Consider the following 18,989-nt stretch of genomic DNA (forward strand, 5'->3'; position numbering starts at 1 on the left):
CGCCGGGTGGTGGTCGCGGCCTTGCTTCCCGCTGGGAAAGCGCTTTCCCGTAAGTTAGGGCGGCGCGACGATCAGGTCAAGGGATCACCGCACTCATGCGGCTCGGGAGCCGTTGCCCGCCCCGACAAGTTGGGTATGCGCTTTCCAATCGCTACTGTGTGCCCATGCCGAATCCGACCTCCGATCCGCCTGCGACCCGCCCGGGAGGCCCCGTCACCCTGCAGCAGGTGGCCGAGCGTGCCGGTGTGTCCTCGGCCACCGCCTCGCGCGCCCTGCACGGCAGCAGCGGCACCCGGATCGTGGGGGAGGAGTTGCGCCGCCGCGTCCTGGACGCCGCCCGCGAACTGCGCTACGTCTCCAACGCGCCCGCCCAGGCCCTGGCCCGGTCGACGACCACGGTGGTCGGCGTCGTCGTGCACGACGTGGCCGACCCGTACTTCGCCGCCATCGCCGCCGGCGCGATGGGCGTCGCCCGCGAACACGGCCTGCTCGTCATGCTCGCCGCGACCTTCCGCGACCCGGAACTCGAACTGGACTACCTGGCCCGGCTGCGCGCCCAACGTGCCCGCGCGGTGGTGCTGGCCGGCAGTGGTTTCGCCGATCACGAGTTCACCCGACGTCTGGCCGCCGAGGTGGACGCCTACCGCGCCGACGGCGGTCACGTGGTCGCCGTCGGTGCGCACGGGATCGCCTCGGACACGGTCCGCCCCGCCAACCGGCCCGGCGCCGCGCTCGCCGTGCGGCACCTGTACGACCTCGGCCACCGCAATTTCGGCATCGTCTCCGGCCCGCGCGCGCTGACCACCGTGCGCGACCGGCTGGACGGCGCCCGCCGGCAACTTCGCTCCCTGGGCGTGGCGTTGCCCGCGGCACAGGTGATCGACGGCGGCTTCACCCGGGAGCAGGCCCGGGTCGCCGCCCGCACGCTCGTGACCCGCGCGCCCGAACTGACCGCGATCGTGGTCCTCAACGACGTGATGGCCGCCGGCGTCCTGGCCGCGCTCCGCGACGACCTGGGGCTGCGCGTACCCGAACGGATCTCGGTGGTCGGCTTTGACGACCTGCCGTTCGCCGCCGACCTGAATCCCCCGTTGACCACGATCCGACTGCCGCTGGCCGACATCGGCGCCCGCGCGATGGACATGATCCTCACCGGCCCGACCATCGAGCCCCGCACCCTCGACCTGGACACGGAACTCGTCGTCCGCAGCAGCACCACGACCGCGCCGCGCTAGGCCGCGTCCGCCGGACGCGGCCCGGGGCGGGGCTGCAATCCCGCGGCGGGCTCGGCGGCGTCCGATGCCGTGCATCGCCGGAGCGGCCGCCGCCGTGGTTCCTTCGAGGGCTACTTGTTCGGCAGCGCGTATGCCCGCACGATCGTCCGGGCGAGGGTGTTCCCCGCCCCGTCGGTCGGGTTCACGCGGAGCGACACGTGGGTCGCGTGCGTCGGCGGGGAGGGGAACGGACCTCGACGGCATCGGGGTGATGCTCCGGGTGCTTGCCGACGGCGGTACGTGTCGGGGCGGGCGTCGGGTCCGGGACCGGACAGTCCGCGCGTGCGTTGATGTCCTGTCGGTCGACGCTGGGCGGCCTTCGCTGTGGACGGCGACGAAGGGGGCTACCGGGGCGAAGCGGCCGGGAGGGCGCCGACGCAGCGTCTTCCGGACGAGTCCGGCGCCCTCTCGCGGCCGGGCCGGGGCCGACCGGCGTGACTCAGGAGTAGCCCCTCGTTCCGTCGAGCAGTTCGCGGACGATGTCGGCGTGTCCGGCGTGGCGGCCGGTCTCCTCGACGAGGTGGATCAGCATCCAGCGGAGGTTGGCGCTGCCCGAGCGGAACCCGGTGTGGCGGCCGATGTCGTCGAGGGACGCCCCGGCGGCGATCTCGTTGCTGCGGGCGCACTGGGCTTCATACTCCGCGAGGAGTTCGGCGAGCGGGCGGCCGTCGGTGCGCCAGTCGGCGTCCTCGGTGGACTCGTCGAAGGACGGGTTCCGCCGCGCGTCGCCGCCGAGGAACAGTACCTCCAGCCACATGTGCTCGGTCCAGCGCATGTGGGAGACAAGGCCGGCGATCGTCATGGCCGGTGACGTCGGGATGACCGAGCGGTGTGCGTCCGCATCGCTCAAACCCTCGCATTTCCAGCGCAGGATCTGCCGCTGCAGGTCGAGCCAGCCGATGATTGCCGTACGTTCGTCCGCCTGGAGCGGAGGGCGCTGCAGTTCCGGTGCCATGTCGGCGGATACCTCCTGTGCCGCCGGGAGAGCACGCCCGGCTATTCGTGTGGGGCGATGGGTGGAGCGTCCGGGCTGGTCGGGCTGCCCTTGCAAGTCGGCACTTCGTTGCCGTCCGAGGTTCATGACTCGCCCGTGCCGGCGCGACGCGCGTCGACGTTGGCCGTCATCGCCGCGAGTACGCGGGGCAGCCCGGCCACCGTCGCCTCGGCGATCCCTGCCACCGTCTCCTCGCCGAGCTTCCACCACAGCTCCTTGATCTGTTCGGCGAGTTCCCGGCCGCTGTCGGTCAACTCGACGATGCTCGCGCGCTTGTCGGAAGGGGCCTGCGTGCGACGGATGTGTCCCGACGCTTCCAGCTTGCGGGCCATCAGCGTGACACTCGGCGGCTCCACCCCGAGCGCGTCACTCAACTGGGCCTGGATGCGCGGGCCGGTGCGGGCGAGTTCGAGCAGAAGCGCCTCCTGGCCGGGGTGCAGTCCGAGCGGCGCGATCAGCGCGGCGGCCCGGGCCCGGTGCCGCAGGCTCAACAGTCGGATGGCCTGGTTGAGGGCATCGGCTTGGGCGAAGTCCACGGTCCTCCTTGACGAAATACTTAGGCGCATAACATTATGCAGCTAATCTTATGCGCGTAAGCATTCTACGCGCACCACCCCGAGGGCGGTTCCGGCAGCCGCACGCCTCAACGCGCAGCACCCGCCCTCGCCTTCCCCAGGAGCCGTACATGACCGCCAAGATCGCCGTCGTCTACTACAGCGCCACCGGTTCGGTGCATGCTCTCGCCAGGGCCCTCGCGGACGCCGCCGCCGCGGCCGGAGCGGACGTGCGCCTGCGCCGAGCCGCCGAGCTCGCGCCCGACGACTCGATCGACGAGAACCCGCTGTGGCGCCGCCACGCCGATGCCACCGCGTCCATCCCCGAAGCCGCGATCGACGACCTGGCCTGGGCCGATGCCTTCGCGTTCGGCACACCGACCCGATTCGGGGCACCCGCCGCACAGCTCAAGCAGTTCCTCGACCAAGCCGGCGGCCTGTGGCGCGAGGGCGGTCTGGCGGACAAGCCCGTGACCGCCTTCACGTCGGCGTACAACCGGCACGGCGGCAGCGAGGCGACGATCCTGTCGCTGAGCAACGTCTTCTACCACTGGGGCGCGCTGATCGTGCCGCCCGGATTCACCGACCCCACCGTCCATGCGGCGGGCGGCAACCCCTACGGCACTTCCGCCGTCACAGGCCCGACCGGGGAGGGGCCCGACGATGCGGCGCCGGCCGCGGCCGCCTACCAGGGTCGCCGCCTGGTCGCCATCACCGACCGGCTCCTCGCAGGCCGTGACAGCACCGGCGACGCACCGCGTGACGGCGGCACGCCCGCCACCCGGGCCGCATGAGTCTCCGTCTGCCACGAGGGGAAGCCATGACCACCACCCCAACCACCGAACCCGCAGCCACCGCACCCCGCTCCGGCCCCGCTTCGCTGATCCTGGCCCTGGCCTGCGCGTGCCAGTTCATGGTCATCCTGGACGCGTCGATCGTGAACGTGGCGCTGCCGTCCGTCCGCCAGGACCTCGGCTTCACCTCGACCGGACTGGCCTGGGTGGTGAACGGCTACCTGCTCACCTTCGCCGGCTTCATGCTGCTCGGCGGCCGTGCCGCCGACGTATTCGGCCACCGCCGGATGCTCGTCGCCGGGCTGTCGGTGTTCTCCGCGGCGAGCCTGGTCGGCGGCCTCGCCGGTACTCCGGAAATCCTGGTGGGCGCCCGCATCACCCAAGGTGTCGGGGCCGCGGTGCTGGCCCCGACGACTCTGGCCGTCCTCAACACCACTTTCACCGAAGAACACGCCCGCGCCCGGGCGTTCGGCGCCTGGTCGGCCGCGGGCGGCGTCGGCGGGATGGCCGGTGCGCTGACGGGCGGCGCGCTCACCACGGGCCTGTCGTGGCGGTGGGTCTTCCTCATCAACATGCCGATCGGCGCGGTCCTCGTCGCCGTGGCGATGACCGTCCTGCCCGGCGTACGCGCCGAACGGGGCACGTCGCTCGACCTGACCGGCGCGGTCACCGGTACGGCCGGTCTCGCCGCGCTGATCTACGGTGTCATGCAGGGCACCGAATTCGGCTGGACGTCCCCGCACGTCGTCGCGCCGACCGCCGCCGGACTGGTGCTACTGGCGGTGTTCACCGTCGTCGAGGCCCGGTTCGCCGCGCAACCGATGCTTCCGTTGCGACTCTTCGGTCTCCGCGGTGTGGCCGTCGGGAACCTGACGCTCTTGCTGTTCGGCGGGATCACCATCGCCATGTGGTACTTCACGTCGCTGTTCCTCCAAAACGTACTCGACTACAGCGCCCTACGCGCCGGGCTCGGCCAGACCCCGGCCGCCGTCGCGTTCATGCTGGTTGCCCGACAATCGGCGATCCTGCTTCCGCGCGTCGGTGCGCGCCTGTCGGTCCTCGGCGGCTCGGGGTGCTTTGTGGTCGGCTTCGGCCTGCTGTCCCGGGCCGATGCGGACAGCGGCTACCTCGCGGACGTGCTCGGCCCGACCTTGCTGATCGCGGCCGGCATCGGTCTGACCTTCCCGACCTTGATGGCTGCCGCCACCGCCGGGGTCGCGGGCCGGGACGCGGGTACGGCCGGCGGTCTGGCGAACACCGCCGTCCAGGTGGGCGGATCGCTCGGGCTTGCCGCGTTCGCCACGGCCGCGGCCGCCCGGGCAGCCCATGCGTCCGATGCCGATTCAGCGAACGCCCTGGCCGACGGGTATGACCTCGTGTTCCTCATAGCCGCAGGTCTGGCCGTGGCAATCGCCGTGGTCGGCATGCTTCTTCCGCGCCACCGGCGCACCTGAGCGCGAACGGCAGGCCCGGCGTCGCCGTGTGGGTCTCCCGGCGGACGAGTACCGAGGCGAGACGAGGTCGAACGCCTGGCCCGCGAGGCGGCGTGGTTCCGGTTCCGGAGCGACGCGGAGTGGTTCCACATCGATCTCGGACCGCGAACTCCTCGACGGCGCATGGGCTATTGCCGGCTAGGTGGGCGGCTGAGCCTCGGTGGCGGTGGCGGGCTCCGGGGGCTCTCGGCGGACGGGGGTGGCATGCGTTCGCGGGTCGGGTTGGTCGGGTCGGGTCGGCGTGGGCGCGGGCGCAGGGAGCGACGGCGTCGGTCGGGAGCGCACGTGTGCGGCGGGTCGGGGCCGGCGCAGGTGCGCGAAGGTCAGTGCCGCGAGGACTTCGAAGGTGGTTGCCGCGTACAGGGGGATCGGGTGTGCGTGGGTGGTCAGTGGGCCGGTGAGGGCCGCGCCGAGGGCGAAGGCGGTGATCTTCAGGCTTGCGCCGGTGGTGAAGATCCGACCGCGGAGCCGGTCCGGGGCCTCGCGGTGGCGGATCGCGAACAGCGCGGTCAGCTGCGGGCCTTCGCCGATACCGGCGAGCAACATCGCGGCGATCAGCAACATCGGCCGGCCGGTCGACGCCAGGAGGAACGCAATCGCCAGGATCAGTGCGCTGCACCACATCACCGTGTCCGGGCGGACGGCGTGCGGCCGGCGGGCGAGGAGTGCGTTGGTGGTCAGGGCCGAGCCGGCCACGACCGAGAGCAGGATCGTGCCGTGCGCGGCGGAGCCGAAGACCTGTTCGCCCAACAGCGGGCTGTACGCGACCAGGATGCCCTGGCCCACGCAGGACGACATCGACGCGACCGTGGCCCGGGCCAGCGGCGGGGTGCGGAAGACGGCCCGGAAGCCGGCGGCCAGGTCGGTACCGATCGACGTGGTCGACCGCGCTCGCCGCGGGTGGTCTCGGGATGGGGGCAGCGTCCGGGCCGCGGGCAGCGCGAGGCAGATCAGTGCGATCGAGGCGACCACGGCGACGCGGGCGCCCGCCAGGCCGGCCACGACGCCGGCCAGGGCCGGTCCGGTCAGGCCGGCCAGGTTGAAGGTCATCGCGTCGAGCGCGGTGGCGCGGGGCAACCTCGCGGCCGGTACGACGCGCGGCAGTTGCGCGGTCCAGCCGCCGGCCAGGGCCGGAGCCGCCAGGCCCGCGCATGCCGCGATCAGGAGGATCACCGGGAGCGGGAGCGGTCCCAGGCACAGCACGATCACCGCGAGCGCCGCCGCGTAGCCGGCCAATGCCCCGGTGAGCAACCGGCCGGGCCGCGCCGACCGGTCCAGCAGCACACCGAGGAGCGGGCCGCCGAGCGCCGCGGACGCGGTGACGGCCGCGAGCAGCGCGGACCCGGTGGCCGCCGACCCGGTGACCGCGAATCCGGCCAGGAGCAGCGCCGGCCCCGACATCTCGTCGCCCGTACGCGCGGCCGCTGCCCCTACCGTGTACGACCACATTCCGTAACGCTTTGCCATGCTCAGAACGTTACGCAGGTAACTCAAACCTTCGCCAGATGCGTTACATTCGAGGTGTGCCTCCCACGAACGACGATCGATCCACCCGCCACTCGGTCCAGGCCGTGGCCCGCCGGACGGTGGCCCTGGTCAACGCCCTGACCGGGGACGATCCGGCGGCGGCCCGGGCCACGGCGACGGATCGGGTTCCGGCGACGCCATCGCCGGCGGCCCTCGCGGATCTGTTGCGGGCCCATGGCGAGCCCGACCCGATCGACCTGTCCCCGGCCGACGTCACCGACCTGCGTGCCGCCGCCGTACTGCTGCGCGACGTCTTCGCCGCCGAGGACGTGGCCACCGCCGCAGCCGCGCTCAACCGCCTGCTGCGTCGTGGCCGAGGTGCCCTCCGGCTCACCTCGCACGACGGGCGCAGCCCCTGGCATCCGCATCTGGACAGCGACGACGACGCCCCGTGGGGCGAGTGGTTCCTGGCCTCGTCCTGCCTGGCGCTGACCATCCTGGTGTGGGATCGACAACGGCCGCCCGGCGGCGTGTGCGCGTCCGGCACCTGTCACCACGTCTTCACCAACGAGGGCAGCGGCCCGCCCCGCCGCTACTGCTCCCGCCGCTGCGCCACCCGCGAGCGAGTGGCGGCCCACCGACGAACTCGGGCCTAGCGCAGCCGCCGCGGAACGCCCGGGTGCTCCGTCGCCCCATCCATCAACGGGGCCGGCGTCTCGTCGGTGCGTACGGGCAACGGCCGCACTGCGTAGTCGGGTCGGCCGCCCTCGCGGTGCGGCCGGCAGCACCATGCTGCGCGTGAGCGCACCCGTGCGGCGTGGCCGGCGCTGTGGTCGATCCCGACCGGGTGCAGGCACAGGTCGACGCCCGCGCCCGACTCGGCGCCGGTGGCCGGGTCGCCACGGTCCACGTACAGCACGTCCCGGTCCGCGACCACGTTCGGCGAGGTGATCGAGGGCGACGACCGGTACGGCGCCGGTACGTACGTGGTCTTCGCACCCGGCATTCGCCGCCGGGCCGCGCACCGAGACCGGCGCGCGGATACCGGGCAGTTCGCCGATGTCGACGCCGGTGCCGGAACGGCCGGCGGAGGCCGTTCCGCAGCCGTATTAGCGTATGGGCCATGACCAACTCGCTCTCCTCCGTGGTCCGGGGTCGGTGGTGGAGGTGGTCGGGCGCGGGGGTCGTCTCCCGTACGGGGCGGCACACGCTCGGGCAATCGCTCTACCTGCTCACCGCGCCGGTGACCGCCGGGGCCGGCCTCCTGGCGGTGCTCGGCGGAGTGTTCGTCGCGACGGTCGCTCTGCTGCTGCCCGGGGGATCGCCGGTCGCGACCCGCGCCTTGGCACCGGCGCGGTGGTGCGCCGATCTGGAACGGTGGCGCATTGCCAGGGTTCGTCCCCCGGCCGCGGCGGAGGAACGCGGCGATGTGCCGTCGAGGCCGCCCGGAGGCGCCGCCGCGTCCGCCCGCGGCCGGTGGCTCGAGGTGGTCCACGCGGTGGTGGTGTTCCCGGTCGCCCTGGTCACGTCGATGGTGACCGCACTGTGGTGGTTCGTCGGACTCGCCTGCGTCACGTGCGGTTTGCGCTACCGGTACGCACCGCCCGGGTCGCTGCGTCCGCTGTCCCTGAACGCGGGCAGCGCCGAATCGCACGTCACCGTCAGCCTGGGGTTGTCGTCGCCGAGCGATCGGGTCGCCTTCGGCACCACCGTCGGCCTGCTGTTGCTGGTCACCCTGCCGCTGGTGACTCGGGCATGCACCACCGCCCAGGTCGGGTTGGGGCAGGCGCTGCTCTCCCACGCGTCCGCGTTGCATCACAGGATCAGCGGCCTGGAGCAGGAGCGCGACACCGCCCGCGCGCAGACCGTGGCCGCGGTGACGGCCGAGGCAACCGCGTTGCGCCGACTGGAGCGCGACATCCACGACGGTCCCCAGCAACGACTGGTGCGCCTGGCAATGGAGTTGGGGCGGGCCCAGCACTACCTCGACAGCAGGCCGGAGACCGTCCGGGCGGCCCTCGCCGACGCGATCGTGCAGACGCAGGAGGCGCTGGAGGAGTTGCGGGCGCTCTCGCGCGGCATCGCCCCGCCGATCCTGGTGGACCGCGGCTTGAACGACGCGCTCACCGCCCTGGCCGCGCGTTCCACCGTCCCCGCCGAACTCGATACGGTTCCCCTGGACCGTCGGCCGGCCGCCGACATCGAGACGGCGGCGTACTTCGTGGTCGCGGAGACGCTCACCAACGTGGCCAAGCACAGCCATGCGCGGCGCTGCACGATCGCACTACGGCACAGTGGGGGAATCTTGCGGGTGTGGGTGACGGACGACGGGGTGGGCGGCGCCGCGCCGGCCAAGGGGCACGGACTGCGGGGGCTGGACGAGCGGCTGCGCGCGGTCGGCGGTCGGCTGGAGGTCGACAGCCCCTCCGGAGGCCCGACCACGATCACCGCCGTGTTGCCGTGTTGCTGACCCCGGACGAAGGAGCGCCCGGGTCGGTCCCGGACCGTGCGGTGCGCGGTTCGTTGCGGATCGTCGTGGCCGACGACTCGGTGCTGCTGCGCGAGGGCCTGGTCCGGCTGCTCGTCGAGGACGGTCACCAGGTGGTGGACGCGGTCGGCGACGGTCCCTCCCTGGTGGAGGCGGTGCTCGCACACCGTCCGGACGTGTCCATCGTCGACGTGCGCATGCCGCCGACCCACACGGACGAGGGACTGCGCGCGGCGATCGCCGCCCGCTCGCACCTCCCCGGAACCCCCGTGCTGATGCTCAGCCAGTACGTCGAGGCCTCCTACGCCGGCGACCTCCTCGCGGACGGTTCCGGCGCGGTGGGTTACCTCCTCAAGGACCGGGTCGCCAGGGTCGCCGAGTTCCTGGACGCACTGGACCGCGTGGCCCACGGCGCGACGGTACTCGACCCCCAGGTCGTCGCCCAGTTGCTGACGGAGCAGCGCCGGGACAGCCCCGTGGGCACTTTGACCCCGCGAGAACGGCAGATCCTGGCACTGATGGCCGAGGGCTGTTCCAACACCGCCATCACCCGGCAACTGGTGGTCTCCGCCAGCGCGGTGGAGAAGCACATCGGCAACATCTTCGCCAAACTCGGCCTGCTGCCCGACGACGCCCGGCACCGCCGAGTACTCGCAGTCCTCACCTATCTCAGAGGCTGAACCCGTCTCGGAAACCGAACCCGTCCCGAATGCCGAACCCCGGGATGCCGAGCCTCCGGGAGGGCCGAGCCCCCGGCGGCCGAACCCCCGAGCCCCAACTCTCCGGGGGCCGAAGGCGGTCGGCTCCATCCGGATTCGACCCTCCTCCACCCTCCCCCGGTGGCCGCCGGCTCGGCGCGAGGGTGTGGCCTGCCATACCCCCGAGTGTCCGGCCTGCCCCGGTGACCGGGGGCCGTCGGTGCGAAACCGTGGTCGGCATGACAGCAACACCACACACCACGGGCCCGCGGCAAGGTCGCGTAGCCCCGCCCCGATTCGCAGGTATGCCCGGCCGCACACTCGCCGCGCTCGTCGTCCTCGCCGTGGCGCTCTTCGTCGCCCTCTTCGTCGGCCCCGGCGCGTTGGCGGCGACCGGGTCGGGCGCCGCACTCGACGAGGGCAACCTCGCCGAATCCTTCCGCAAGGCGTTCGTCGAATACTGGAATGCCGGCAATCGGGATTTCTCCCCGGGCATGGAACGGGTCGTCGACTACTGGTTCCGCTACCACGTGGCCAAGGCCGTGATCGCGGCGATCCTGCTGATCGTGCTCGTCACGCTCGGCGTTCTCGTCCGCAAGGCGTTCCTGCGCGCCGGCGGTCTCGGCGCGGGGCAGCGCGTCGGCCTCGCGTCGGCCGGCATTCTCGTCACGCTTCTCGCGCTGTTCGCGGCGGTGACGACGGTGGCCAACATCCAGGGTGCGGTGGCGCCCTTCGCGTCGCTGTTGTCGATGTTGCCGACCGGTGCCCGCGACGGGGAACTCGCCGCCACGCTCGACCAGGTCCGACAGCGACTGGCCGCCCCCTCGGGCGCGGGCGAGCAGACTCCGCCGCCCCTCGACATGATGATCGACGACTTCGCCCGGTACCACCTGGCGATGGCCGTGCTCGGGGCGGTCCTGGCGGTCGTCCTGATCGGGATGAGTGCGGTGTCGTGGCGGAGGTACGCGAGGACGGCGTCGTCCGACCGGCGAACGAGGCGTCTGTCGGGGGCGTTCGGCGTTCTCACGGTGTTGTCGTCGCTGGTCCTGATCGTCGTCGCGGTGGTGAACACGGGCAACGCGACAGACCCGAGGCCGGGACTCGCCGCCTTCTTCGAAGGCGGCTGGTAAGGCGCCCCATGGCCGGTGAGGCACGCACCGCGCGAACGGCGCGGCACCTCGCGGACGCGGGGCGTCCCGTGGGTGCGAGACACCGCGCACGAACGGTGCGGCACCCACGTGTCCTGCGGGACGTGCGAACGGTGGGGCGCCCCCTGGCTGCGAGGCACTGCGCGCGGACGGTCGGGCGTCCCGTGGACGATCGGCCATCGGCTGTACGCCTTCGCCCCGTTCGCCCACCGCGCGCGCCGTGCTCGGGCGGCTCCGCTACTCGGTCGTCGAGCCGAAGCGGTCCACCCAGTCGGCCGCGGCGGGCAACACCTCGTCGAGCGAGGCCACGTCCGGGTACCAGGCCTTCTCCCACTCCAACGACACCCAGCCCCGCCAGTCGTGTTCGCGCAGGATGGTTCCGATGGCGGTCAGCGGCACGGACCCGGTGCCCAGGGGGACCGGCGTGGTGTCGATGGCGGACGCGGCATCCTTGATCTGCACGTAGCGCAGCAGCCCGGCGAGGGCCTCGGCCGTGTCGGCGGGCTGCTCGCCGTGCCGCCACGGGTGCAACGCGTCCCAGATCACCCCGACCGCGCCGGCGAACGGTCGCACCAGGGAGGCGACCGCCGCGCCCGTGGGGTGCGAGTCGTGCGTCTCGACCAGCATGGTCACCCCGCGCGCGGTCGCTTCCGGAAGCAGCATTGCCAGTCGGTGCCCGGCGCGTTCGGCGTCGCCTTCGCCGGTGCCGCCCGGGAAGATCCGGACGGCCGGTGCGCCCAGGTCGTGCGCGAGGTCCAGGAGCCGGCTGATCGTGGACAGCACGACCGGGTCGGGGGTGGGCGCGCAGATGCCGGCGTAGCCGGCCAGGCACGGCACGGCGAGGTCGGCGTCGGCGATTCGGGCGCGGATGTCCCGGCGTTCCCCGACGGATAGCTCCAGGTGCACGAACTCGTCCTGATGTACCCGCAGTTCGAGACCCGTGCAGCCGTGCTGCAGGGCCCGGGCGAGGTGCTCGGACAGGGGCCGGCCGGGCGCGCCGAGCGTGCTGAACGCCCATCGTTTCGCACGCTCGGGTGTGCTCACGTGTGTCCTCGACTCCCTGGCCCGACCCCGCGCCACCGACCGGCCGGCCCGGATCGTTGACCGGAAAGCGCTTTCCGTACGCGAGGTTAGATCGCCGTCGGACAGCCGGTCAAGCGTGGCCCGCCGCCACGCCGATCCGGGCGCTTCGGCTCGGCCGAGCGGGTGATGCGGGACGTAGGAGCCCTCGCGGCCCACCGAATCGCCGACTTGCCGAGTCCCGACTCGCCGGTGCAGCGCGCCACGGTCACGTCTGCGGCGGGGTTGCCGTAGAGGCCGCTCGCCGAGAGCATGTGCCCACCGCGCCGATGTCGACCGGGTCGCCCGTCGACCGGTCGCCGGCGATGGACTCGGCACCCGCCCCCGCCGACTGCGGCGCGCACGCCGGTGCTTCGCGTGGGAGGCCGTTCGTCCGCCGGACGGGAAAGCCCGACAGGAAAGCGGACGTGAACCCCCGACATGAACGCCGGACATGAAAATGGCGAGGGAGATATCCACTCCTCGCCATATACAACTTATAACGCACCGGGGGCCTTGTGGCAAGGCCCCCTTCGTGCCGCAGAATCGTCGACCTGAGCCCGAGCATGGGGCGGAATCTGCGGAAACAGGAGAGTCATCACGTGCGTGTGCATTTGTCGTCGTTCGGGTCGCGCGCGGACGTCGAACCGGTGCCGGGAATCGCGTTCGACGCCCTTGGCGCATGCGTCGCGTGCGGCGCGTTCAACGCGTTCGACGCGCTCGGCGCCCCCGGCGCGTTCGACACGTCCGACGCGTTCGGTGCGCCCGGCCCGGACAGGCCGCCGATGTCCGCGTGACCCACGCGGGATTGTCCAGCCGGGACCAGGAAGACGAGAACCCGCACCCCCCGGAGACCGGGACCGACCGCCGCCATGGGGCCGCGTCGGTCGAAGTGTCGCCCGTCCCGACCACCGGATTCGTCCCGACGGTCCGAACCCCTCGCCACGCGCCACGGTCGTACCGCGACCGCAGATCGGAGCCGATGCCGTGAACCCCCTGACCGCCACCAGCGCGTTCGACCTTCCCGACCGCCTCTCCGCCAAGGCCGACCCGACGCTGATCGCCGGTGACGAGCGGCACTTCGCGGCCATTGCGGAATGCCTCGACCAGTCGATCGCCGACCTGACCGACCGCCTCGACGCCGAGCGCAAGTCGCCCGGCGGCAAGGGCCGGCAGGCGATGGACCGGGACATCGAGATCCATCGGCTGACCACCCGGCTGCGGGCCCTGCGCCGCTTCGGGCTGGACCTGTGCCTGGGACACATGGTCGGCACGGACGACTCCGAGCCCGTGTACGTCGGACGACTCGGCCTCACCGACGACACGGGTCGTCAGCTGCTGATCGATTGGCGCACTCCCGCGGCCGAGCCGTTCTTCGGAGCCACCCACGCCAACCCGATGGGTCTGGCGAGCCGCCGCAGGTACCGCTGGACCCGCGGCCGGATCAGCGACTACTGGGACGAGGTGTTCACCACGAACGGGTTCGTCGGACACGCCGCGCTCGACGACCAGTCCGCCTTCATCGCCAGTCTGGGCGGCAACCGGTCGAGCCGGATGCGCGACGTGCTCGGCACCATCCAGGCCGACCAGGACGCCATCATCCGCGCCGGCTCCCGCGGTGCTCTCGTGGTCGACGGCGGGCCGGGCACGGGCAAGACCGTCGTCGCCCTGCACCGCTCCGCCTACCTCCTGTACTCCGACCCGCACCTGGGTCATCGCCGGGGCGGTGTGCTGTTCGTCGGACCGCACCAGCCCTACCTGGGCTACGTCGCCGACGTCCTGCCCAGCCTCGGCGAGGAGGGGGTGCAGACCTGCACCCTGCGGGACCTGGTCGCCGAGGGAGCCGACGCGGGGATCGAGGCCGACCCGGAGGTGGCCCTCCTGAAGTCGTCCGCGGACCTGGTGAACGCGATCGAGAAGGCCGTCACCTTCTACGAGGAGCCGCCCACGAAGGGGATGACGATCACGACCCACTGGTCGGACATCCGGCTGACCGCGGCCGACTGGGCGGAGGCGTTCGAGGCGGCGGAGCCCGGTACGGCGCACAACGAGGCGCGTGAGCAGGTGTGGGAGGAACTGCTCACGATCCTGGTGGACAAGCACGACGACGACGAGGTCCCGGCCGACCTGCTCCGCAGGTCCCTGGCGCGGGACAGGGAACTGCTCACGGCCTTCAACCGCGCGTGGCCGCTGCTCGAAGCGGCCGACGTGGTCGGGGACCTGTGGACGGTACCCGCCTACCTGCGGATGTGCGCTCCCTGGCTGGCACCCGACGAAGTGCGCACGTTGCAGCGCGCGGACGCCCATGCCTGGACGGTGTCCGACCTGCCGCTCCTGGACGCGGCGCGGCAGCGGCTCGGCGACCCGGACGCGGCGCGCCACAGGCGCCGGCACCAGGCCGCCGCGGCCGCCGAACGCGAGCGGATGTCGCACGTCGTGGACGCCCTGCTGGAGGCCGACGACGACGGCGAGGGCGTGGTGACCATGCTGCGCGGGGAGGACTTGCGGACCTCCCTGGTCGACGAGTCGGCCCGGCCCGGCATCGAACCGGACCTGCTCGCCGGTCCGTTCGCGCACGTCGTCGTGGACGAGGCCCAGGAACTGACCGACGCGGAGTGGCAGATGTTGCTGCTCCGGTGCCCGTCCCGCAGTTTCACCATCGTCGGGGATCGGGCCCAGGCCCGGCACGGATTCACCGAGTCGTGGCAGGAACGGCTCGAACGGATCGGGCTGGACCGGATCAACCTGGCCTCCCTGAGCATCAACTACCGGACACCCGAGGAGGTCATGACCCAGGCCGAGCCGGTCATTCGGGCGGTGCTCCCGGATGCCAACGTGCCCACCTCCATCCGCAGCAGCGGCATCCCCGTCGGGCACGGATCCACCGCGGAACTGCACTCGATCCTGGACACCTGGCTCGCCGCACATGCCGAGGGGATCGCCTGCGTCATCGGCGATCCCGCGTTCCGGGCGACGTCCCGGGTGCGGTCGCTGACCCCGGAGCTGTCGAAGGGGCTGGAGTTCGACCTGGTCGTCCTCGTCGACCCGGAAGGGTTCGGCACGGGCATCGAAGGAGCGGTCGACCGCTACGTCGCGATGACCCGGGCGACCCGACAACTCGTCGTCCTCACGAGCTCCTGAGGCCCGTCGGCCGAACACCCGCTCCCGGCCGGGCCGGCGACGTCCCGGTGCGGGTGCGGGTGCGGGTGCGGGTGCGGGAGCGGAAGGGGAAGCGGAACCGGGTGACGGCGCCGCCGCCACCGCCGCCGCCGGTGCTCGATCCGCGGGTCAGCGGCGGCGGCACACCGCGAGGGTCGCGGCCGCGCACAACACGGCCGGCAGCAGCAGGGCCCAGGCCAGGTCGTGCGGGTCGGCCGCGCCGTCGACGCTGACGAAGGCGCCCATCGCGGCGACGCCGACCGTCGCGCCGATCTGGCGGACGGCGTTGAGCAGGCCGCCGGCGGCACCGGCCGTGCCCTCGGGGGCCGTGGCGATGACCGTGGTGACCAGTGCGGGGAGCGCGAAGGAGACGCCGAAGCCGGTGCACACCAGGCCGATGGCCAAGACCGGGTACGCCGAGCCGGTCAGCACCGCCACCGCGAACACGACGCTGCCCGTGGTCAGCAGACCCAACCCGGCCACCATGGGCCCGCGTGCCCCGGACCGGGCCACGATCCGGCCGGTGAGCAGCGGGTTGACCGCGAACGGCAGGGTCATCGGCAGGAACGCGACACCGGTCTCCAGCGGCGACATGTGCAGGCTCTGCCGAAACAGCAGCGGTAGAACGAACAGCAGCCCGGTCAGCGCGAAGTTGACCGCGGCCCCCGCGAGCAACGCGGACACCGTGCCCCGCGAGCGCAGGATCGCCCGGGCCAGTACCGGGTTGGCGCTGCGCCGCTCGGATCCGGCGAACAGCAGCCCGGCCAGTACCGCACCCGCACCCGAGGCGGCGGCGTGCGTCGCGCTGCCGGAGCCGGCCGCGATCAGGGCGTCGGTGGCCAGTCCCAGCGCGACGCACGCGGCGAGTTGGGAGGTCCAGTCGATCGGCCGTACGCCCTTGGGGCAGTGCACCGTGCGTCCGGCGGTCAGGGCCAGGGTGAGGGCCGCGAGCGGCACGTTGACCAGGAAGATGGCCCGCCAGCCGAATGCGTCGACCAGCAGTCCGCCGGCAATGGGTCCCACCGCGAGTGCGGCGCCGCTGAGCGCGGCCCAGACCGCGACCGCCCCGGCCCGCTCCGCCGGCACCGGATACAGCGTGGTGACCATCGCCATCGACGCGGGTACGCACGCGGCGGCGGCCACGCCGAGCAGTGCGCGCAGGGCCACCAGGGTCCACAGGTCCGGTGCCCATGCGCTGAGCAGCGAGCCGAGGCCGAACACGACGATGCCCACCCGGAAGGCCCGATGGGCACCGAACCGGTCGGACACCGCGCCCGCGGTCAGCAGCAGCGCGCCGAACACGACGGTGTACCCGGACACCACCCATTGCAGACCCGCCACCGAACTGCCTAGCGAGCGGGCCAGATCCGGCTCGGCGACCGAGAGCACGGTCAGGTCGAGCAGCACCATGAAGTAGCCGAGCGCAATGCCGAGGAGGGCGATCGTACGCGAGCGCGCCGTCGGCGCGGGCCGGGTGGAAACGGGTGAAGCGAGGACGGTCATCGAGAATTCTCCAAGCACGGGAGGGACGCGAACCCGGCGAAGGCAGGGCCATCGCACGGCACGGCGCTCGTGCGACGGTCCGAGCCCGCGCGGGTCCGGCCGGCAGGGCTCGACACGGGCGTGCCGCCGAGGTCGGGCGTCGGCGGCAGGAAACGGTTCGAGGGCAACCACTGTGCGGCCGCGACGGATTCGGCTCGACCGGCTGTGCCGCATGCCCCGTTCGGAATATCCGAACGCGTTGCCGAGGTTGGCGGGCCATGGAACTTCGTCAGCTCCGCACGTTCGAGACGGTCACCCGTACCGGGACCGTCACCGCCGCCGCCAACGTGCTCGGCATCGCGCCCTCGTCGGTCTCCGAACAGATCCGGGTGCTGGAGAAGTCGGTCGGTGTCGCGTTGTTCGACCGAGGCCCCAGGGGGATGACGCTCACCTCGGCCGGTGAGCGCATGCGGGACTGGGCGCACCGCCTGCTCGACCAGGCCGAACAGGCCCGCCGCGAGGTTGCCGAGGTCGCGCCGCCGCTGCGGCTGGGCGCGCTGGAGAGCATCGCGGCGACGCACGTGCCCCCGGTGCTGGCCCGGCTCGGCGCGCGCCGGCCCGACCTGCGGGTCCAGGTCCGTTCGGATGGTACGCGCGACGACCTGTTGGAGGCCGTGGCCGCCGGCCGCCTCGATGCCGCCCTGATCCTGGACACCGGTACCTGGCTGGGCGAACTGGGCTTCGAACCGCCGCCCGCCGCACTGGCGTTCGTCGACCTGGAGCCGGTCGGGCTGGTCCTGGTCGCGGCGCCGGGCCACCCGCTCGGAGGCCGTTCACCGATCGTCGGCGACGACCTGCGCGGCCACCGGCTCCTGGTCAACGCGGCGGCCTGCTCGTTCCGGCTGGCCGGCGATCGACTCCTGGGTGCGGAGGTGGAACAGGTCCGGGTCGGCGGTGTGGCTGTCATCCGGGCGTGGGCCGAACAGGGTTTGGGCGTCGCCCTGTTGCCCACCTTCGCGGTCGCCGACCAACTCGCCTCCGGCAAGCTGATCCGACTCGCCCTGGACGCCCCCGATCTGTCCCTGCGACTGGTCTGGCGCCCCGACCGGGAGTCCGTCCCCGGCTTGCGCGAAGTGCTCTACGCGGCAGCCGCCCCCACGCCCGGCAGCACCCCCGTTCTCACGAGCACGGTCACCCCGCACACGGCGCCCTGACCCGGGCCGCCCGCCCACCGGCCGAGCCGCGGCGGTCGGGGTGACGGCCGTCCACCGGGCCGGTCCATCCGGCCCGGGTCTCACGGGCGGCGGGTGGTCGGGCCGTATCCGGTGGCGTTTACGTTCCGCGGCCGGCGGTCACCCTCCGTTGCTGACCGGGCCGCGCACCGTGGCGCCGTGCGCGCCCCCGAGCGCGGCACGACCGGCGGGGCCGGCACCCGAGGGTGTCGGCCCCGCGGCACGTCGGGAGTACCCGCCTCCGGCCCGGGACGCCGTGGGGCGGGGCGGCGGAGACCCCGCGCCGGTTCCCGTCGCCCTCGGGTCCCGCGTTCCGCGTGATGGCCTACGCGTTCTCGCGCGGATCGAACGTCCCGTACATGGGTGCCCCGACTCCTTCGTGAGAGTTGGTCACCACGCCGGTCCCGGTGGTGCGCGAGAGCACGAGCTTCACGGCAGTGCCTTTCGTGGTTTCCGAGCCGTCACATGCTTCGACCGCCGGTCGGCCGGAAACTCATCGGTGCGGGAGGGATCCTTCGGAGGGTCCCACCCCGACGGCGAGCCACACACTCCCCGCCCGACGCTGCTCACGAGGAGTCACGACATGTCGTATCCCACCTATCCCGAGGCCCGCTACCACGGCGAGGGCGGCGAAGTCACTGCCCGCTTCCGCCCGGCCGGGCATCCGCCGGAACTGACCACGGCCGGGGCGAGCTTCCACTACCTGGCCACGACCGACTCCACGGACGGCGAGTACGGGCTGTACCGGGTGGACATGCACGCCGTGCCCAGCGGCCCGGGCACGCACTTCCACCGGACCATCTCCGAGTCGTTCTTCGTGCTGTCCGGCACGATCCGGCTGTTCGACGGCAACGCATGGCGCGACGCCAAGGCCGGCGACTTCCTGTACGTGCCCGTCGGCGGCCTGCACGCGTTCCGCAACGAATCCGGCGAGCCGGCCTCGATGCTGCTCCAGTTCGCCCCGGGTGCGCCGCGCGAGGCGTACTTCGAGGGTGTGCCCGAGCTCGCACATCTCACGGACAAGGAGCGCGCACAGTTCTTCCTGCGGCACGACAACCACTGGGTGGACCTGGGCGGGTAGGGCGAGGGTCGGGGCGGTGACGCGCCGGGGACTGCCGGGTGCGGCCGGGGCGGGGGCGCCGGCGCG

General features: G+C 72.7%; 17 protein-coding genes. 11 read left to right on the top strand and 6 right to left on the bottom strand.

Annotated features, from left to right (window positions below; genetic code table 11):
• Positions 1–164: 164 nt before the first annotated feature.
• Entirely contained in the window at positions 165–1,235 is a 1,071-nt protein-coding gene (locus tag ACIBM5_RS42865) for a LacI family DNA-binding transcriptional regulator (protein ID WP_396012111.1), read from the top strand.
• Between the two features lie 478 nt (positions 1,236–1,713).
• On the opposite strand, the gene ACIBM5_RS42870 is transcribed toward ACIBM5_RS42865, so the two are convergent.
• Complete coding sequence (locus ACIBM5_RS42870; protein WP_396012112.1) at positions 1,714–2,229, bottom strand: DinB family protein; 516 nt, start codon at positions 2,227–2,229, stop codon at positions 1,714–1,716.
• Positions 2,230–2,351: 122 nt separating this feature from the next.
• Positions 2,352–2,804, bottom strand: coding sequence for a MarR family winged helix-turn-helix transcriptional regulator (locus tag ACIBM5_RS42875; RefSeq protein WP_396012113.1), 453 nt, complete (start codon positions 2,802–2,804; stop codon positions 2,352–2,354).
• 149 nt (positions 2,805–2,953) lie between these two features.
• Here ACIBM5_RS42875 and wrbA point away from each other — a divergent pair, with 149 nt between their 5' ends.
• Together wrbA and ACIBM5_RS42885 are read left to right on the top strand one after the other, a co-directional pair.
• Positions 2,954–3,616, top strand: coding sequence for an NAD(P)H:quinone oxidoreductase (wrbA, locus tag ACIBM5_RS42880; protein ID WP_396012114.1), 663 nt, complete (start codon positions 2,954–2,956; stop codon positions 3,614–3,616).
• Between the two features lie 26 nt (positions 3,617–3,642).
• Positions 3,643–5,070 carry an MFS transporter gene (locus tag ACIBM5_RS42885; protein ID WP_396012115.1) on the top strand — a complete coding sequence of 476 codons (1,428 nt, stop codon included), beginning with the start codon at positions 3,643–3,645 and terminating at the stop codon, positions 5,068–5,070.
• A gap of 177 nt (positions 5,071–5,247) precedes the next feature.
• Here the strand turns inward: ACIBM5_RS42885 and ACIBM5_RS42890 are convergent, their stop codons facing one another.
• On the bottom strand, positions 5,248–6,576 hold the full coding sequence (locus ACIBM5_RS42890) for an MFS transporter (protein WP_396012117.1): 1,329 nt from the start codon (positions 6,574–6,576) through the stop codon (positions 5,248–5,250).
• 38 nt (positions 6,577–6,614) lie between these two features.
• On the opposite strand from ACIBM5_RS42890, the gene ACIBM5_RS42895 reads away from it, so the two are divergent.
• Positions 6,615–7,232 (top strand): CGNR zinc finger domain-containing protein, encoded by a 618-nt coding sequence (locus ACIBM5_RS42895; RefSeq protein ID WP_396012118.1) that lies wholly within the window; start codon positions 6,615–6,617, stop codon positions 7,230–7,232.
• Here ACIBM5_RS42895 and ACIBM5_RS42900 read toward each other — a convergent pair.
• Entirely contained in the window at positions 7,229–7,582 is a 354-nt protein-coding gene (locus tag ACIBM5_RS42900) for a hypothetical protein (RefSeq protein ID WP_396012119.1), read from the bottom strand. The two genes, ACIBM5_RS42895 and ACIBM5_RS42900, sit on opposite strands and share 4 nt — an antisense overlap.
• Positions 7,583–7,699: 117 nt before the next feature.
• Here ACIBM5_RS42900 and ACIBM5_RS42905 point away from each other — a divergent pair, with 117 nt between their 5' ends.
• The 3 genes from ACIBM5_RS42905 (at position 7,700) to ACIBM5_RS42915 (ending at position 10,892) form a co-directional block, all read left to right on the top strand.
• Positions 7,700–9,046, top strand: coding sequence for a sensor domain-containing protein (locus ACIBM5_RS42905; protein WP_396012120.1), 1,347 nt, complete (start codon positions 7,700–7,702; stop codon positions 9,044–9,046).
• A 53-nt stretch (positions 9,047–9,099) separates the two neighbouring features.
• Positions 9,100–9,744, top strand: a complete 645-nt coding sequence (locus tag ACIBM5_RS42910; RefSeq protein WP_396012139.1) for a response regulator — start codon at positions 9,100–9,102, stop codon at positions 9,742–9,744.
• Positions 9,745–10,067: 323 nt separating this feature from the next.
• A complete protein-coding gene (locus tag ACIBM5_RS42915; RefSeq protein ID WP_396012121.1) occupies positions 10,068–10,892 on the top strand; it encodes a hypothetical protein in 825 nt (274 codons plus the stop codon).
• Positions 10,893–11,147: 255 nt separating this feature from the next.
• On the opposite strand, the gene ACIBM5_RS42920 is transcribed toward ACIBM5_RS42915, so the two are convergent.
• On the bottom strand, positions 11,148–11,954 hold the full coding sequence (locus tag ACIBM5_RS42920) for a sugar phosphate isomerase/epimerase family protein (protein ID WP_396012122.1): 807 nt from the start codon (positions 11,952–11,954) through the stop codon (positions 11,148–11,150).
• A 617-nt stretch (positions 11,955–12,571) separates the two neighbouring features.
• Here ACIBM5_RS42920 and ACIBM5_RS42925 point away from each other — a divergent pair.
• Together ACIBM5_RS42925 and helR are read left to right on the top strand one after the other, a co-directional pair.
• Positions 12,572–12,766, top strand: a complete 195-nt coding sequence (locus tag ACIBM5_RS42925; RefSeq protein WP_396012123.1) for a hypothetical protein — start codon at positions 12,572–12,574, stop codon at positions 12,764–12,766.
• 190 nt (positions 12,767–12,956) lie between these two features.
• On the top strand, positions 12,957–15,110 hold the full coding sequence (gene helR / locus ACIBM5_RS42930; RefSeq protein ID WP_396012124.1) for an RNA polymerase recycling motor ATPase HelR: 2,154 nt from the start codon (positions 12,957–12,959) through the stop codon (positions 15,108–15,110).
• A gap of 147 nt (positions 15,111–15,257) precedes the next feature.
• Here helR and ACIBM5_RS42935 read toward each other — a convergent pair whose 3' ends face one another.
• Positions 15,258–16,631, bottom strand: coding sequence for an MFS transporter (locus ACIBM5_RS42935; protein ID WP_396012125.1), 1,374 nt, complete (start codon positions 16,629–16,631; stop codon positions 15,258–15,260).
• Positions 16,632–16,888: 257 nt separating this feature from the next.
• Here ACIBM5_RS42935 and ACIBM5_RS42940 point away from each other — a divergent pair, with 257 nt between their 5' ends.
• Together ACIBM5_RS42940 and ACIBM5_RS42945 are read left to right on the top strand one after the other, a co-directional pair.
• The gene (locus tag ACIBM5_RS42940) at positions 16,889–17,824 is read left to right on the top strand and encodes a LysR family transcriptional regulator (RefSeq protein WP_396012126.1); all 936 of its coding nucleotides are present in this window, start codon (positions 16,889–16,891) and stop codon (positions 17,822–17,824) included.
• Between the two features lie 601 nt (positions 17,825–18,425).
• Positions 18,426–18,923: a cupin domain-containing protein gene (locus ACIBM5_RS42945; RefSeq protein WP_396012127.1), complete on the top strand. Its 498-nt coding sequence runs from the start codon at positions 18,426–18,428 to the stop codon at positions 18,921–18,923.
• Positions 18,924–18,989: the final 66 nt, after the last annotated feature.

Origin of the sequence: Embleya sp. NPDC050493 (genome assembly GCF_044458105.1) — a bacterium.
Taxonomy (GTDB): domain Bacteria; phylum Actinomycetota; class Actinomycetes; order Streptomycetales; family Streptomycetaceae; genus Embleya.

Excerpts from the sequence above, each read along its gene's own strand:
- ACIBM5_RS42940 (WP_396012126.1), top strand. The coding sequence starts at position 16,889 with ATGGAACTTCGTCAGCTCCGCACGTTCGAGACGGTCACCCGTACCGGG.
- ACIBM5_RS42885 (WP_396012115.1), top strand. The coding sequence starts at position 3,643 with ATGACCACCACCCCAACCACCGAACCCGCAGCCACCGCACCCCGCTCC.
- ACIBM5_RS42865 (WP_396012111.1), top strand. The coding sequence starts at position 165 with ATGCCGAATCCGACCTCCGATCCGCCTGCGACCCGCCCGGGAGGCCCC.
- ACIBM5_RS42890 (WP_396012117.1), bottom strand. The coding sequence starts at position 6,576 with ATGGCAAAGCGTTACGGAATGTGGTCGTACACGGTAGGGGCAGCGGCC.
- ACIBM5_RS42900 (WP_396012119.1), bottom strand. The coding sequence starts at position 7,582 with ATGCCGGGTGCGAAGACCACGTACGTACCGGCGCCGTACCGGTCGTCG.
- ACIBM5_RS42945 (WP_396012127.1), top strand. The coding sequence starts at position 18,426 with ATGTCGTATCCCACCTATCCCGAGGCCCGCTACCACGGCGAGGGCGGC.
- ACIBM5_RS42915 (WP_396012121.1), top strand. The coding sequence starts at position 10,068 with ATGCCCGGCCGCACACTCGCCGCGCTCGTCGTCCTCGCCGTGGCGCTC.
- wrbA (WP_396012114.1), top strand. The coding sequence starts at position 2,954 with ATGACCGCCAAGATCGCCGTCGTCTACTACAGCGCCACCGGTTCGGTG.
- ACIBM5_RS42935 (WP_396012125.1), bottom strand. The coding sequence starts at position 16,631 with ATGACCGTCCTCGCTTCACCCGTTTCCACCCGGCCCGCGCCGACGGCG.
- ACIBM5_RS42905 (WP_396012120.1), top strand. The coding sequence starts at position 7,700 with ATGACCAACTCGCTCTCCTCCGTGGTCCGGGGTCGGTGGTGGAGGTGG.
- ACIBM5_RS42895 (WP_396012118.1), top strand. The coding sequence starts at position 6,615 with ATGCGTTACATTCGAGGTGTGCCTCCCACGAACGACGATCGATCCACC.
- ACIBM5_RS42870 (WP_396012112.1), bottom strand. The coding sequence starts at position 2,229 with ATGGCACCGGAACTGCAGCGCCCTCCGCTCCAGGCGGACGAACGTACG.